Origin of the sequence: Flavobacterium sp. N2820, from assembly GCF_025947285.1 — a bacterium.
Lineage (GTDB): Bacteria > Bacteroidota > Bacteroidia > Flavobacteriales > Flavobacteriaceae > Flavobacterium.
Genome location: NZ_CP110008.1, coordinates 422,561 through 438,475, shown reverse-complemented (window position 1 = coordinate 438,475; position 15,915 = coordinate 422,561). Strand labels below are relative to the sequence as shown.

The following is a 15,915-nucleotide window of genomic DNA, read 5'->3' as shown; positions in this document are numbered from 1 at the left end:
ATGGAAGAACGTATGTTGCCATGTATGAATAAACAACTTTTTGGAATCGAATGTCCAGGTTGTGGTACACAAAGAGCAATTGCTTTTTTACTGGAAGGTGAATTTTATGAAGCCTTCAAAATCTTCCCTGCAATTTACACATTAGTCTTTTTTTTTGCGATTCTATTGTTACATTTTATAGATCGCAAAAGAAATTATTCAAAATGGATTGCAACATTAGCAGTTATTAATGGTTTAATAATGATTATATCTTATCTAATAAAAATGCTTTAACCAATTAATTAAAACAATTATGAACAAACAAAAACTACCTAGCGAACAAGCTGTAATGATTTTAGGATTAATCTCATACATAGGTTGTTGCTGTACAAATGGATTTTTAGGATTATTTCTTTCTGGAATCGGAATTTATTTAGCTAACAAGTCTGAGAAACTATTGATAACAAATCCTGACGATTTTTTACCTGGAAATATGAAAACATGGAAAATTGTAAACATAGTAAGTTTTGCAATCAGTGCTATCTTTGTACTTATATTTATTTATTTGAAAGCAACAGGAAAAGATGTAGAATTTCAAGAACAATACATGGAAATGTTAGAAGAAATGCAAAAAGGACGATAACAAAAATCGCGATTTAAAAAACTAATGCTCAGTAATTTACTGAGCATTTTTTATTTAATAACAACTCATTAACAAATCATTCACAGCACTTTTTTTGAGTTTGGCACAGCAATTGAAAATACCTATTCAAGCAACAAGTTTTAGAAACGAGTTTTGAAATGAAGTTGCCGAACTTTTAAATTGTTGTATCATGAAAAAAATTACACTTTTAGTAGTAGCCAGTATCCTTCTGGTAGGGAACATGGCTTTAGCGTCAGAAAATCCTGTTTTTTCTGACAACACAGATAGAAGAGGTTATTACATCGATTATCGAGATGCTGAACCTATCATTTTTAAAGAACGCGGTATTGAATTTATGTTGTTTCCAAATGGAGAATTCGACTTCAACACAAGACCAGCGGTTAGACCAAGAGTCAATGGAACAAGTGGCGCTCCAAGAGGCGTTTACTATGGAACTTCAGAAAGAGGTGTTAGAGTAGAACACGACAACTATGGCAGAGTAAGACGCATAGGAAATGTATACATCAACTACGATGCATATGGTAGAGTAAAGCGTATAGGGACAATTTATATGAGTTATAACAGTTTTGCTGTAACTAAAGTGGGCAATATGCGAATTGTTTATGACAGAAGAGGTCGAATTGTAGATGTATATGGTTTTATCAATCATGCTAATAGTGGCTACTTCTACAACCCAAAAGGGGCTTATTACTCAGATGGAAACGGTGGTTATGATCATGACAATGATTATGGAGATAACGACAATGATGATGAGTATTACTATTACAAAAAAGATGGTTCTAAAGCTAAAATGTCTGATGAAGACGTAAAAGAAATCAAAAGAGAAACTTTAGAAACAAAAAAAGATAAATAATTGGTTGGTTAGTTTGTTTTTAAATCCTGTGGATTCTGGGAAGATGAAGCAGGATTTTTTATTTCAAAAATTTCTTAAAAACAGAAGCAATCACAAAATTAATATCCGAAGAAATCTTTAAATAATAACTCAATCCAACATAAAACAGGGTCACTAAAACGGATTTTAGTAGAATATTTACAAAAGGATGAAAATTGAAATCCCAATAATAAAACACCACAAAACTTAAAATTGTGATTATCAAAGCAACAACAGTATTTTTTGTAAACGGAAATAACTTCATTTTAAGCACCACAAATAGAAGCTTTGCTAAACTATATAACGTAATTGAAATTAACGTCGCTATTGCAGCGCCATTCAAGCCATAGAGCGGAATGAATATCATATTTAGAGAAACCGTCAGAAAAACAAGAAACAAGCCTAAAAATAATACCGCTTGATAATATTTTGAGTTAAAAATTATCGCATTATTATTTCCTAAAACCAAATCAAAATATTTTGAAATTCCAATCAAAAAAACCACAGCAATTCCTTCACTATATCCAGCTGGTAAAACACTATATAATTCATTGATATTAACCAGAATACCAACTAAAATTAAACCCCCAATAACTTGTAACGTAATCGAAGATTTTTTGTACAACTCATTCAGCTCGTCGTGTTTGTTATCGCTCATTAATTTAGCCGTAATTGGATAGGTAATTTGATGCATGGCACGACTTGGAACCGCAATCACAGTCGCAATAAAAATAGCAACCGAATAAAAAGCAATATTATCGATATTGATATAAAAGTTTAGCATAAATTTATCCACATCAAGTAGTAAAGTTGCCACACTTCCCGATAAAATAATGAAGAAACAATACGTTAAAACCGCTTTCGCATTGTCAGGAAAAACCAAATGGAATCGTGGCGTTTTGACTTTCATCGCATATAAAAACATAGCTAAGAGCGATAAAAAGTAAATCCCCATCAACGCAAAAACGAATTGTTGAGGCGAAATCACATCAAAATAAACTGCAAATAAGAAAATCGAAATTAGAATTCGAAGTAAAACTTCTTTCACAAAACTGCCATAAACCGATTGCAAATGTACTTTTACCCAGGCATAAAAAATTTCAAAATAGCCCATACAAAGTCCTATTACTGGAATTTGCCATACATAATTGTATACAATTGGATTTTTTTGGGACAATAATTCGGCAATTTCATGATATCCGAAATAACCAATCAAACTTACAGGAAGAATTATCAACAAAGGTAAAACCAAAACAAACGTTAGAAATTGCGATTTTTTCTCTTCCGTTTCATATTCATTGTAGAATTTCACCAACGTATTGTGCACGCCAAACGCCATCAAAGGCATCATAATATTGGCCGCCGATAAAATAAATCCGACCAAACCATAAAAGGTATCACCCAAGAATTGTCCATACATAAACAAGGTATTAATCGCACCAATTCCAAAACCAATATAGGTAATGATGGTGTTTTTAATCGATTGTTTGATGACAATTCCCATGTTTGAAGGATGAAATTAGAATTTAGAATTCAGAAGTTTGGCTAACTTTTCAGTTAACGATTTTCTGCTGTATTGTTGTAAACCAACAGGATATACTTTTAAATTATTTTGTTGAAATTGTTCAAAACAGATTAGAATTTGTGTTTTTAACGCTTCTAATTCGTCATATTTGAAGAAAGTTCCCGTATTGGTTTCTTTTATGATTTGAGCAAAATCAGCATTTTCAGGTCCGATAGCGATAATTGGTCGCTCCGAAACCATATATTCGAATAATTTCCCTGGAATAATGCATTTCGTTTCTTCTGAATCAATTTCGATAAGTAACAAAACTTGCGAACTTCGTTGTTCTATAATCGCTTCATTGTGTGGTAGATAACCTAAATGATTTACATATTTATGCAACTTAAACTCTTGTATTGCCTGAAGTACTTCGGCACTCACCGCTCCTATTAATTTTAATTGGAAATGTTTTTTGAATTCTGGATTTTCTTTGATTAGTTCTTTCAGTGCTTTCCATAAAATTCTTGGATTTCTGGCTGATAAAAACGAACCAATGTGTGCCAAAGTGAATTTTTCATCCAATGTTTTTTTATTCACTTTCTCCGTGTCATAACCATTCGTAATCACTTCAATTGGCTTTGAAGTAATGGATTCAAATTCGGTTTTTGTGGTTGGTGAAGTTACTAAAAGTTGATCACAAGTCGTCATGACTTCTTTCTCCAAATCTTTATGTTTCTTGGCTGACCACGAACTTAATTTTAATTGTTTGTGATATCCAATTGTAGTCCAAGGATCACGAAAATCGGCCAACCAAGTGATATTTAGTTCTTTTTTTAACTGTAAACCAATCAAATGTAAACTGTGCGGTGGACCAGTCGTAATTATCGTATCGATTTGGTGTTCTTGGAGGTATTCTTTCAAAAACTTAACCGAAGGTTTCACCCAAAAAACGCGTGCATCAGGAATAAAAACGTTGCCACGAATCCAAAGCATTGCTTTTTCTACAAACGATTGCTTTTTTTGATTCGGAATAATTCCAGAACTGATTTTTTTGGTTTTATTCTTTGAAAAAATTGAAGCCAATCCGTAAGGTTCAAAAATCGGTTGTCTTATAATTGTTGCTTTATCTGAAACTTCACTTAATAGTTTTTCGTCAATTAAAGGATACGTTGGGTTTTTAGGAATATAAACATGCGGTTCAATATTAAAATCAGGTAAATATTTGACAAATTTCAACCAACGTTGTACACCTGGACCTCCTGCTGGTGGCCAGTAATATGATATGATGAGTATTTTTTTGGTTGGTTGCAATGTCAAGTTCTAAAATGATATTTTGTCAAGCTGAACTCGTTTCAGCTTCTAAATTTGCTTGGAGATGCTGAAATGAATTCAGCATGAAAAGATTCTATACTTTTTTCTTTCTCTCAAAATAAACTCCAGCTCCTATTAATAAAAGCATTCCAATTGAACTGATTAATGCGATTGTACTTCCTGTTTTTACTACTTGAGGCTCAAACTTGAATTCGATAGTATGTTTTCCTGCTGGAACTTTTATACCTCGTAAAACATAATTCGTTCTAAAAATTGGCGTTTCTTTTCCATCAATTGTTGCTTTCCAACCATTTTTGTAATAATTTTCAGAAAATACTGCAAAACCTTCGTTTGAATTCTTTGAAATATATTTTAAATGATTTGGTTGATACGATTTTAATTGAATTGTTGCCGTTGAATCCTTTTTAAAATCCATATTCTTAATTGGTAAATTTTTCAAACCTATTGCTAATTTAAAATTTTCATCAATTACTGCTTCTCTCTTCGTATCTAATTTGTCTAAAGCCTTTATTTCTTCATCAGCTGATTTTACAAGTTTAACCTTTTCAACAAACCACGAATTACCATTGGCAAACGGATTGGTAACAGGAACATCTCCTTCACCTGTTGGCACAATCACGTATTTTACATTTAGCATATCTAAAACCGGATTGCTTTTTGTAAAACTTAACGTTTGAAAATCTATCGAATTCCCTAATGTATTGATGTTTTTTTCTACATTATATTCAAATAATTGATCCACTCTTCTTGGTCGAACTGCGCTATAACCCCCAACTGCTTTATGGAAATAAGAGGTTCTTCCTTGCAATCTTCCTTGAATTTCGTATACTCTGTAATTTGAAGTGTCTTTTAAAATGTGTTTATCCACATCGGTTGCCTCAAAAGGCATATCCACTTCGCGAGCACTTTTAAATTGGTTTGGATTGTTGTTTACATAGCGTTTATCGACCATAAATAAATCGGAAACCATGAAAAATCCAACCAAAATAACCGCTGTAGTTTGTGCTAATTTGTTTTGAATATACAACCACAAAACAATTGCTACTGCCAACATTAATAAACCCGAACGCATTAAATCGCTAGTATAGAAATTCATTCTATCTTCTTTTAAAGCGTTTATAAAACTGATTCCAAATGATTTATCCTGACTCTCGCTAAACATTTGCATCAATTGTTGATCAACTGGTGCTGAAAAACTAAATAATCCTTTTGCCAAAAACAATACAACCACTAATCCCAAACTCGTTGCTGCTGCTTTCCACAAACTCGTCCATTGCATTTCTTTTTCAGTAGTAAAAAACGATTGAAGTCCCATAATTGCTAACACTGGAAAACATAATTCTAAGACTACTTGAATAGATGAAACCGCACGGAATTTATCGTACAAAGGCACAAAATCAATAAAAAATCGAGTTAATACGTCGAAGTTTTTTCCCCAAGAAAGTAGTAAAGAAAGTATGGCTCCTGCTAAGAATAAATATTTTACTTTTCGTTTGTCGTGAAACAATGCTAAAACAGCTAAGAAAAACACAATTGCACCAATATAGGCTGGCGCTTCTACAATTGGTTGTTCGCCCCAATACGTTTTTCCGTAATATTGAATAGTTTGTAACGCTTCCATAGGCGAAGCGCCATAGCTTAACATAAATTCATATAACGCTGATTTTTCATCCAGTTCTTCTCCGTTTCCACCACCAAAAAGTCGTGGCGCGATTAAATTAAAACTTTCAGAAACGCCATAACTATATTCGGTAATGTATTCATACTTCATCGATGAATTCTCAGTATTTTTTGAGCCATCAGAATTAAAAGTTAATTCACTTTTACCACGAATACTATGATTTGCATATTCGGAAGTTGCCATTAAATTTGTGGCATTTGCACCAATGGCTAAAATCCCAGCAATGGCAAAAACGCCAAATATTTTTCCTAAATCTTTGAATTCTTTATTTTTAACTGCAATTACAATATAATAAACGGCAATTATTGCCAACAATAGTAACAAGTAATAGGTCATTTGGAAGTGATTTGCATTGATTTCTAATGCAGCAGCAACCATTGTAAGCAAACCTCCAACGATATATTTTCGTTGGAAAACTAATAAAACTCCCGCAACAACCATTGGCATGTAAGCAATGGCGTGCGCTTTAGCATTGTGTCCAACTCCTAAAATGATGATCAAATAAGTTGACAATCCAAAAGCTAAGGCACCGAAAAAAGCTTTCAATGGATCTACTTTTAACACCATTAATAAGACATAAAAACCAAAGAAATAAAGGAATAAGTAATCCGCTGGACGTGGAAGAAATCGCAAAGCATCGTCAAGCATTCCTATCACATCGTTTGGATATTTTGCGCCCAATTGATACGTTGGCATACCTCCAAAAGCACTATTAGTCCAAAAAGGCTCTTCACCCGTTTCTTTTCTGAAATCATTTTGCTCTTTTGCCATTCCTGTATATTGAACAATATCGGATTGGAAAATTTTATTTCCTTGCAAAACAGGATAAAAATAAATAAGCGAAACCAGAATAAATCCAATTAAAACTAATAAATGAGGATATAATGCTTTAACGTTTTTCATATGTAGTGTTCTAATAAATATAAGGTGCTAAAGTAACTAAAAAAAGGATATTGTTAAAATATCCTTTTGGGTAATGTTTGAAATACTAATTACTTGATTTCTTCATAATCTATGTATTCTCCAACTTTATTTTTCTCTTTAGGCATACTTTGACGCGACTGTGAAGTTCTATCTTGTTGTTGTTCTTGTTGTTGTCTGTATTGTTCTTGCATTTTTTGTTGCATCTTACTTACGGCTTTCTGCATTAAGATAGGTGCAAAAATTCGCATCAAAAACTTGAACAAATAATAACATAAAATTATAATTAATAAGGTTCTTAAAAAACCTGGGAAAGAAGCCAATTCCATTTGAAACAATTTTAAAATTCAAAAATACAGATATTGGTTGGTAAAACTTCAAATTTGTTTCTTAAAATTATGATAAAATAACTATTTTTGGACATAAATCATTTTCTATGAAATCACTAGTGCCCTTTTTTGTATTGATTTTAATCAGTACTTGTCAAATTTCATTTGCACAATTTACAGATGATATTAATTCCAATCGTCCAGGTCGATCAATGATGGCATTTTCTGTTGGGAAATCTGTTTTTCAAACCGAAAGCGGGTTGCATTATGTAAGCGAAGATCATAATACATTAGATTACAAAGCCAATGGATTTATGGCAGAATTTGATATTCGATGGGGATTATTTTTTGAGCAATTAGAACTTATCGCAGAATTTCAGTATCAAAATGACAGTTATACATCAGATTTAATTGATAAAAACAGAAGCGCTTTGAAAAAAACGCTTTTTGGTGCAAAATATTTAGTGTATGATCCTTTTAAAAATTATGAAGAAAAACCAAATATATACAGTTGGAAAGCCAATCATCGATTTAAATGGAGACAATTAATTCCAGCTGTAGCCGTATATGGTGGTGTAAATTTGAATTTTTCTGAAAATCCATTTAATTTTGCCCCAGTAGATATAGAAGAACCAAAAATAAGTCCAAAAGTAATGCTGATTGCTCAAAATCACTTTGGAACTCGTTGGGTTTTAGTAACAAACGTTGCGTATAACAAGATTGGATCTGACTTTTCGAGTATAGATTATATTTTAACTTTAACCCGAGGATTTAATTCAAAATGGTCTGGTTTTGTTGAAAATCAAGGATATATGGGTGATTATTATTCTGATGGGTTATTTAGAATGGGAGCTGCATATTTGTTCAATAAAGATATGCAAATTGATGCTTCTATTGGAAAAAACATTAAGAACACACCTAGTCTATTTACAGGAGGAATTGGGTTTTCATGGCGATTTACCAAAAACTACAAAGAAATCAAAATTGAAAAAGACAATGGTAGTAAAATGGATAAAAAAATGAAGAAAAAAGGTGAAAAAGAAGCTAAAAAACGCAAAGACGCAGTAGAAGAATAAGATGATAACAATTAAAGAAGCGCTTACAAAGAAAGAAATGAAAGATTACGTTATGTTTTCTTTCGAGTTGTACAAAAATAATCCTTATTGGATTCCGCCGATAATTGCAGAGGAGTTAGAAACTTTTGATAAAACTAAAAATCCAGCGCTACAAACAGCAGAAGCACATTTTTATTTGGCCTACAAAAACAATAAAATTGTAGGAAAAGTGGCTGCAATTATTAATTGGGAAGAAGTAAAATTATTGGAAAAAAGAAAAGTTCGTTTTGGATGGTTTGATGTAATTGATGACATTGAAGTAACTAAAGCGTTGTTAAATAAAGTGGAAGAATTAGGTAAAAAACATCATATGGATCATATGGAAGGTCCAATTGGTTTTTCTAATTTAGATAAAGTTGGTGTTTTAAGTGAAGGTTTTGATCAAGTGGGAAACATGATTACTTGGTACAGCTTACCTTATTACATCACACATTTTGAACAACTTGGACTAACCAAGGAAAAAGAATATTTAGAAAGTAATTTTTCATTTAGTAATATTAACCCAGAACCGTTTCAAAAGGCAAGCGCATTAATAAAAAAACGTTATGAATTGCGCAGTTTAAACTTCACGAAAACAAAAGACATTATGCCATATGTGGATAAAATGTTTGATTTGTTCAATGAAACCTATTCAAAATTGCAATCTTTTGTTCCAATAAACGATGTTCAAAAAGAGTATTTTAAAAAGAAATACATTGGTTTTATCAATCCTGAATTCATCAAATTCATATTGGATAAAGATGATAATATGATTGCTTTTGCGATTGTAATGCCTGGTTTTGCTCAAGCTCTCAAAAAAGCGAATGGCAAACTATTCCCTTTTGGATTTTATCATTTATTACAAGCACGTAAACACTCAAAAGAAGTGGTGTTTTATTTAATTGGTGTTACACCAGAATACCAAAGTAAAGGAGTAACAGCAATAGTTTTTGACGAATATTACAAAGTATGTCAAGCAAAAGGAATTGAAACTTGCATTAGGACTCCCGAATTAGAAGAAAATCATGCGATTCATAATTTGTGGAAGAATTTTAATTCAAAAATTACGAAAAGAAGAAGAACGTATCGAAAAGAATTATAAAAAAAGGGATTCAAATTGAATCCCTTTTTTTATTCTTTAAAAATGTTTTATTCTACATTTTGAACACTTGCTTCAGCAATTTTAGCATATGTTCCGCTTACTAATTTTTCACGGATAGCTTCAAAAGCAGTTAAGGTTTCATTAATATCTTCAATTGTGTGTGATGCCGTAGGAATCATTCTTAATAAGATAATACCTTTTGGAATTACTGGATATACTACAATTGAAAGGAAAATTCCATAGTTTTCACGTAAATCGTTCACCATTATCATTGCCTCAGGAATAGAACCTTCTAAATAAACTGGTGTAATACATGTATTTGTATCGCCAATATTAAATCCTTTTTCTTTTAATCCGCTTTGTAATGCGTTTACATTTTCCCATAATTTATCTTTAATTTCAGATGAATTACGCAATAACTCTAAACGTTTTAATGAACCAATAGTTTGAATCATAGGCAATGCTTTGGCAAACATTTGCGAACGTAAGTTGTATTTTAAATAGTCGATAATATCTTTATCTGCAGCAACGAAAGCTCCAATATTTGCCATTGATTTTGCAAAAGTTGAAAAATAAACATCAATTCCGTCTTGACAACCTTGCTCTTCTCCTGCTCCAGCACCAGTTTTTCCTAATGTACCAAAACCATGTGCATCATCAACTAGAAGACGGAAATTGTATTTCTTTTTCATCTCAACAACTTCTTTCAGTTTTCCTTGTTGACCACGCATACCGAAAACTCCTTCGGTAATGAATAATATTCCTCCACCTGTTTCAGTTGCTAATTTTGTAGCACGTTGCAAGTTTTTCTCCATGCTCTCGATGTCGTTGTGCTTATATGTGAAACGTTTTCCACTATGTAAACGTACACCGTCAATAATACAAGCGTGAGCATCTACATCATAAACAATCACGTCATTTCTTGTTACCAAAGCGTCAATAGTTGACATAATTCCTTGATAACCAAAGTTTAACAAATAAGCTGACTCTTTCATTACGAAAGCTGCCAATTCTTGTTCTAATTGTTCGTGATATTTTGTGTGACCACTCATCATACGAGCTCCCATTGGGTAAGCTGCTCCATATTGCATTGCTGCTTCGGTATCTGCTTTACGTACTTCTGGATGATTTGCTAATCCTAAATAATCATTCAAACTCCAGTTTAAAATATTTTTTCCTTGAAATTGCATTCTTGGACCTAATTCTCCTTCTAATTTAGGGAACACAAAATATCCTTCTGCTTGTGAAGCCCATTTTCCTAATGGACCTTTATTGTTTTGAATTCTTTCGAATAAATCTTTTACCATAATATAATAGGTGTTTAAAACTCGACAAAAGTAAAAAGAAAAATACTTTTATTATAATTTATTTTGATTAGAAAAAAAATTACTTAAAAATAGTTCATAATCGAATTATTGGTCTTACATTTGCACCGAACGACACAGAAATGTGGTTACACGTTCACCGTAAAAGTCGATCGCTCCAGATCGGCTTTTATACTTTATAGCCACTTTAAATAGATTAATCTATTCCATACTGCTCATTTAATGAAAGTAAATATTTTTTAGCATTATCATATTTTACTTTTCGTTCTTCATCATTCAAAAAACTATAATTATCAAAACCCTTTTTAAAATTTTCAAATAATTGATTTTGTAGAGTTTTGCCTTTTTCAAATGAGTTTATTTTATAGTAACTTTCTATTATTGAAGCAGCATCAAAACTAAAATATGCCATCTCATTTGGATAAATGGTAAGACATTCGTCTAGGATTGACTCTGCTTTTTTAAAATCATCTTGTGCAATATAATAATTTGCTAATCGATTATAAATCAGTCTAAAATCCATTATTAGTTGACGTTCTTCTATTGGTAAATTCATCTTGTTTTTAAAATTATACATCTTTGACATATTTTCTTCTAACTTAGATGGATTAACAAAACCTATTTGATCATCAGACATTTTTCCTTCATTAGAAACTAATTTATAAACCAACCCTTCAAATTGCAAAAAATTTGACAATCCTATGTAATTATCATAAGTGTTATTTATAGTAAAATATATAGGTCTTTTCCATTTATTTGTTGCGATTATATCTAATAACATTAAATGATTTCTATAGATTGCCTGCCCATCTATACTCCAATTTAATACAGAAGTATTGTTGTTAAATTTGAAATTGTTTGAAGAAATAGTTTTATATAAAACCGAATAACCTTCAATACTATTTGATTCATTTGATACAATTTCATCTAAGTCTTCTATAGAAATAAAATCATCTGTACTAATGTTGAAAAGCAAAAATTCACTTAATTTATCTTTTATAAATTCATCGTGTATTGATAATTTAATTCCCTCAGAATCTAAAACACGATCTTTCATCATAATTATATATCGACTATCTTGCAATAAGCTTGTATTTACAATTAAGACATCTTTACGATAATTATTTTGCACTTGATACATTAACAAAGGAAACGTATCATTGTCACCAACCGTAAATAATATGGCATTTTTTTCACATGAATCCAACATATCTTTGGCATACATTTTATAATTTTCAGTATATAAATCTATGCCTTGAATTTGTTTCATCGCAATTTGTTCATTTTGATAAATACGAAGATTCAGAAAACAACTTGCGATTTCATTATGATATTTTATTCCAATTTCGCCTGGAATAGTTTCAAATTTTGGGTTTCTTTTATACAATTCCTTGTAACTATTTATAGCTTTATTTTGGAATAACAAATAAGTCTGCAATTGCGCATTTGTCATTGCATTTTTGGATATTGGCAAATTCATATTAATTTTAGAATCTGAGAACTCAAAATTATCATTTAAAAAACCACTTGCATGATGTGAGTATGCATATCCAAGAGAATACAACTCTACATCTGTCAATTGTTTTTTATTTTCATAGGAATTTATTATATCTACATCCCATCCTACATATCCATAATATTTCAAATTATTGAATCTTGAAGACGTTGTTCTGGCTATAAAATTTTCAACAACATCTTCATCAACAATTTTGCTTGGATTAGGAGGAAAACTAATAGTATTGTATTGCTTTTTACTACTATCCCACAAAACTTCACTAATTGTATCTTTTGACTGAAAATCAATTGTTGTAAGCTTCCAACCTATTTCTCTTTTTTCTAAAAGAATTATTTTTATTTCATCAATTGCATCTACTTTATAATTCGTATACAAATAACCAACAACTTCATTATAAGTGGGAAATGAATTTTGAGAAAAACTTGAAAGTGTTATACTAAAAAGAAATATTTGTGCTATTAGTTTCATTTTATTTATCTGTATCAAAATCTACAATGTATCAATTAAAGAAGGATGTTCTTTATCAAATGTATAAATAAAAAATTAGTTTTAAAACACAACTTATTAATCATGTAATAGATCTTAAATAAAAATATATTTTCAAACAGCTCAAAAATAAAACGCATCAATACATTTCAATAAAAAAAAAGAGCTAACAAATGTTAACTCTTTTTTTACCTATTACATTGCTGTAATAATAAATTCACTTCTTCTATTCGCTTGATGTTCATCTTCAGAACATTTCGACTCGTTAGCAGGCTCGCAACCACAATCATTTACTAATTGCGATTCACCATAACCTTTACCTGATAATCTATCGGCGGTAATTCCATTTTTAACTAACCAAGCAATGGTTGATTTAGCTCTTCTATCTGATAACGCTTGATTGTATTTTGCGGTTTGACGACAATCGGTGTGTGAACGAACATCTACTTTCATAGTAGGATATTGTTTCATTACTTGAAGAATTTTTTCTAATTGTAATGCTGCATCAGGTCTAATGTTTGATTTATCTAAATCGAAATAAATAATTTTGATATCAAATGCTTTTGCTAAGTCTGAACCAATACCAACTTGTTTTACTCGTTTAGTGATAGGTAATTTTGCAGTAGTTTCTCCAGGGGTACTTCCTGTTACTACTGAAGTTTCAACTGTTTCGTAATCTTTGCTTTCGGCTCTTACAAAATATGTTTTTTCGCATTCTAATTCTTCAAATTTGTATTCTCCTTTTTCATTAGCAATCATATCACTAATTACATTCATGTCTTCATCAAATAAAGTTACTTTAGCATTGGCTAAAACTTCCTTTGTTTCCTCATCTGTAATTACTCCCGAAACGACTTGTTTACAAGTGTATGGTAACGGAATTTGCTCTACGAATTTGTAAATATCATCGTTTCCTTTTCCGCCTTCTCTGTTTGATGAGAAAAACCCGAATTTAGTTTTTGAATCGATCAAATAAGCAAAATCATCTTGCGAACTATTTACTGGTGAACCAACGTTGAATACTTTTGAAATGGTTCCGTCTTCGTAAACTTTTACAGAAAAAACGTCTAAACCACCTAAACCTAATTGTCCGTCAGAAGCAAAGAAAATTTCGTTTTCATCAGTTACAAATGGGAATGTTTCACGTGCTTCGGTATTAATTCCACCACCTAAGCTTTCTGGTGTTCCAAAAGAACCATCAGCATTAATTGCAACTTTAAAAATATCGGATTGACCAACAGTACCGGGCATATTTGATGCAAAATATAATATTTTATCATCTGGACTCAATGCTGGATGTGCACAACTGTAATCATTACTATTAAACGGTAATTCTTCAACATTTGCCCATTTGCCTTCGTCATCTTTTGTTGCTTTGTATAATTTTAACAAAGTCATTTTTGAAGCATCTGTTTTTTGTTTCCCGTTGGTGTAATTATTACGGGTAAAATACATCGTATTGCCATCTTTTGTAAACACTGCAGAAGACTCATTAAACTTAGAATTTACTTTTTTAGATAATGGTGCTGCATCTACTAAATAACCCTCAGAACTAACAGTAGCACTGTATAAATTATAGAAAGAAGCATTAGTCCATTTGTGTTTGGTGTTTGAAACCCCGCCAGTATCTCTTGCTGAAGTGAATACAAAGTTTTCTTTGTAAAAAGAGCCTCCGAAGTCAGAATATTCTGTATTGATTCCTGCATCTTCGATTTTTTGTCTTCCTGAATTTTTCTTGATTTCTGACAAATAATCTTTATTTTCTTCAAAGATTTTTGCACGATTATCTGAAGCTGTTTTTTGAGAAAATTTAGCTAAATATTCATTTGCTTTTGTATAATCTCCAATAGACTTCAATGTTTGAGCATATCTAAAATAGTATTCTGGTTCAACTTCTTGACCTAGCGCGAATAATTCACTATACCATCTATTTGCTTCTAACAAATTTGCGTTAAAATAATATGAGTTTCCTAATTTTTGAAATAAATCAACCGATTTATGTCCTTTCTCAGCAACTTTTTTATAGATTTCAATAGCATCTATATAGGCTAGTTCATCGTATTTTTTATCAGCAGAAGCTAATTTACCTTTTTGAGCAAAACCATTGGATAAACTCAAAACACATAATAATATAATTATTTTTAATTTCATAATGTATTTTTTTAGAAGAATCTTGGAGAAACTACTTTGTCATAATTTTTAAACAATTCATAGCGCAAGAAAAATTCATGTGAGCCCGAATTGTAATTCGCTAATTTTGTAACTTCCATATCATATCCATAACCAATAAACCAAGAATCTGAAACTTGAAATCCGGCTAATAAACTTGCTGCAGCATCCCAACGGTAAGCAGCTCCAAGAGTGAATTTATCGTTGAATAAGAAATTAGCAGATAAATCAACCTGTAAAGGGGCACCCTGAACCATTTTAGTTAGAAATGCTGGTTTTAATTTTACATTTTCAGACAAATCAAAAACATGGCCTCCAATTAAATAAAAATGCATTCTTTCTGAAGCAACTGAATTGGCTGTAAAAGCAGATTCACCTTTGTCAAAATGACTTGTTTCTAAGAAATTAGGAACCGATAAGCCTACATATGTTTTGTTGGAATGAAAGTAAACTCCGGCTCCAACATTTGGTGAAAACTTATTGTCTACATTATATTGTGCTAAAACATCACCTGGATTGTAAATATTCAATTTTGTAAAATCTACATTTAAAAGGTTAGCCGTAGCTTTAATACCAAACGATAATTTAAATGTTTCAGATGTCTTAACTGAATAAGAAACATCAGCAGAAATTGAATTATCATCTGAAGGGCCAATTCTGTCATTTACAATAGAAAAACCAATTCCGAAATTAGAATTATTGATTGGAGTATTTAAAGAGAACGTATTTGTTACAGGCGCTCCATCTAATCCAACCCATTGATTTCTATGCAATCCGAAAATACTTAAAACACCACGAGAACCAGCATAAGCAGGGTTGATATTAATAGTGTTGTACATATAATTTGTGAATTGCGAATCTTGTTGTGCATAAGATGATGCCGCTACAAGTGTTACAATAAATATTAAAAATCTTTTTTTCATTTTTTTTCACTTTTTATAA

13 protein-coding genes are annotated in these 15,915 nt (G+C 31.3%); 5 read left to right on the top strand and 8 right to left on the bottom strand.

The genetic code is table 11. The features are described 5' to 3' along the window. The 3 genes from OLM52_RS02050 to OLM52_RS02040 all read left to right on the top strand — a co-directional run bounded on the left by OLM52_RS02050 (position 1) and on the right by OLM52_RS02040 (position 1,496). A complete protein-coding gene (locus OLM52_RS02050; protein WP_264549490.1) occupies positions 1-273 on the top strand; it encodes a DUF2752 domain-containing protein in 273 nt (90 codons plus the stop codon). A 19-nt stretch (positions 274-292) separates the two neighbouring features. Beyond that, entirely contained in the window at positions 293-622 is a 330-nt protein-coding gene (locus OLM52_RS02045; RefSeq protein ID WP_264549489.1) for a CCC motif membrane protein, read from the top strand. A gap of 190 nt (positions 623-812) precedes the next feature. After that, positions 813-1,496: a hypothetical protein gene (locus OLM52_RS02040; protein WP_264549488.1), complete on the top strand. Its 684-nt coding sequence runs from the start codon at positions 813-815 to the stop codon at positions 1,494-1,496. A gap of 58 nt (positions 1,497-1,554) precedes the next feature. On the opposite strand, the gene OLM52_RS02035 is transcribed toward OLM52_RS02040, so the two are convergent. From OLM52_RS02035 to OLM52_RS02020, 4 genes are all read right to left on the bottom strand, one after another. Further along, positions 1,555-3,018, bottom strand: a complete 1,464-nt coding sequence (locus tag OLM52_RS02035; protein WP_264549487.1) for an oligosaccharide flippase family protein — start codon at positions 3,016-3,018, stop codon at positions 1,555-1,557. 15 nt (positions 3,019-3,033) lie between these two features. Further along, positions 3,034-4,329 carry a glycosyltransferase family 4 protein gene (locus OLM52_RS02030; RefSeq protein ID WP_264550510.1) on the bottom strand — a complete coding sequence of 432 codons (1,296 nt, stop codon included), beginning with the start codon at positions 4,327-4,329 and terminating at the stop codon, positions 3,034-3,036. Positions 4,330-4,423: 94 nt separating this feature from the next. Continuing rightward, complete coding sequence (locus OLM52_RS02025; protein WP_264549486.1) at positions 4,424-6,934, bottom strand: YfhO family protein; 2,511 nt, start codon at positions 6,932-6,934, stop codon at positions 4,424-4,426. Positions 6,935-7,023: 89 nt separating this feature from the next. Then, positions 7,024-7,281, bottom strand: a complete 258-nt coding sequence (locus OLM52_RS02020) for a DUF4834 family protein (protein WP_264549485.1) — start codon at positions 7,279-7,281, stop codon at positions 7,024-7,026. Positions 7,282-7,388: 107 nt separating this feature from the next. Here OLM52_RS02020 and OLM52_RS02015 point away from each other — a divergent pair, with 107 nt between their 5' ends. After that, positions 7,389-8,357 (top strand): transporter, encoded by a 969-nt coding sequence (locus OLM52_RS02015; RefSeq protein WP_264549484.1) that lies wholly within the window; start codon positions 7,389-7,391, stop codon positions 8,355-8,357. Position 8,358: 1 nt separating this feature from the next. Further along, on the top strand, positions 8,359-9,477 hold the full coding sequence (locus OLM52_RS02010; protein ID WP_264549483.1) for a GTP cyclohydrolase: 1,119 nt from the start codon (positions 8,359-8,361) through the stop codon (positions 9,475-9,477). A 47-nt stretch (positions 9,478-9,524) separates the two neighbouring features. Here the strand turns inward: OLM52_RS02010 and OLM52_RS02005 are convergent, their stop codons facing one another. The 4 genes from OLM52_RS02005 to OLM52_RS01990 form a co-directional block, all read right to left on the bottom strand. Further along, the gene (locus OLM52_RS02005) at positions 9,525-10,784 is read right to left on the bottom strand and encodes an aminotransferase class I/II-fold pyridoxal phosphate-dependent enzyme (protein WP_264549482.1); all 1,260 of its coding nucleotides are present in this window, start codon (positions 10,782-10,784) and stop codon (positions 9,525-9,527) included. Positions 10,785-10,998: 214 nt separating this feature from the next. Further along, complete coding sequence (locus OLM52_RS02000; protein WP_264549481.1) at positions 10,999-12,786, bottom strand: tetratricopeptide repeat protein; 1,788 nt, start codon at positions 12,784-12,786, stop codon at positions 10,999-11,001. Between the two features lie 213 nt (positions 12,787-12,999). Then, on the bottom strand, positions 13,000-14,955 hold the full coding sequence (locus tag OLM52_RS01995) for an OmpA family protein (RefSeq protein WP_264549480.1): 1,956 nt from the start codon (positions 14,953-14,955) through the stop codon (positions 13,000-13,002). 11 nt (positions 14,956-14,966) lie between these two features. After that, the gene (locus tag OLM52_RS01990; RefSeq protein WP_264549479.1) at positions 14,967-15,896 is read right to left on the bottom strand and encodes a type IX secretion system membrane protein PorP/SprF; all 930 of its coding nucleotides are present in this window, start codon (positions 15,894-15,896) and stop codon (positions 14,967-14,969) included. Positions 15,897-15,915: the final 19 nt, after the last annotated feature.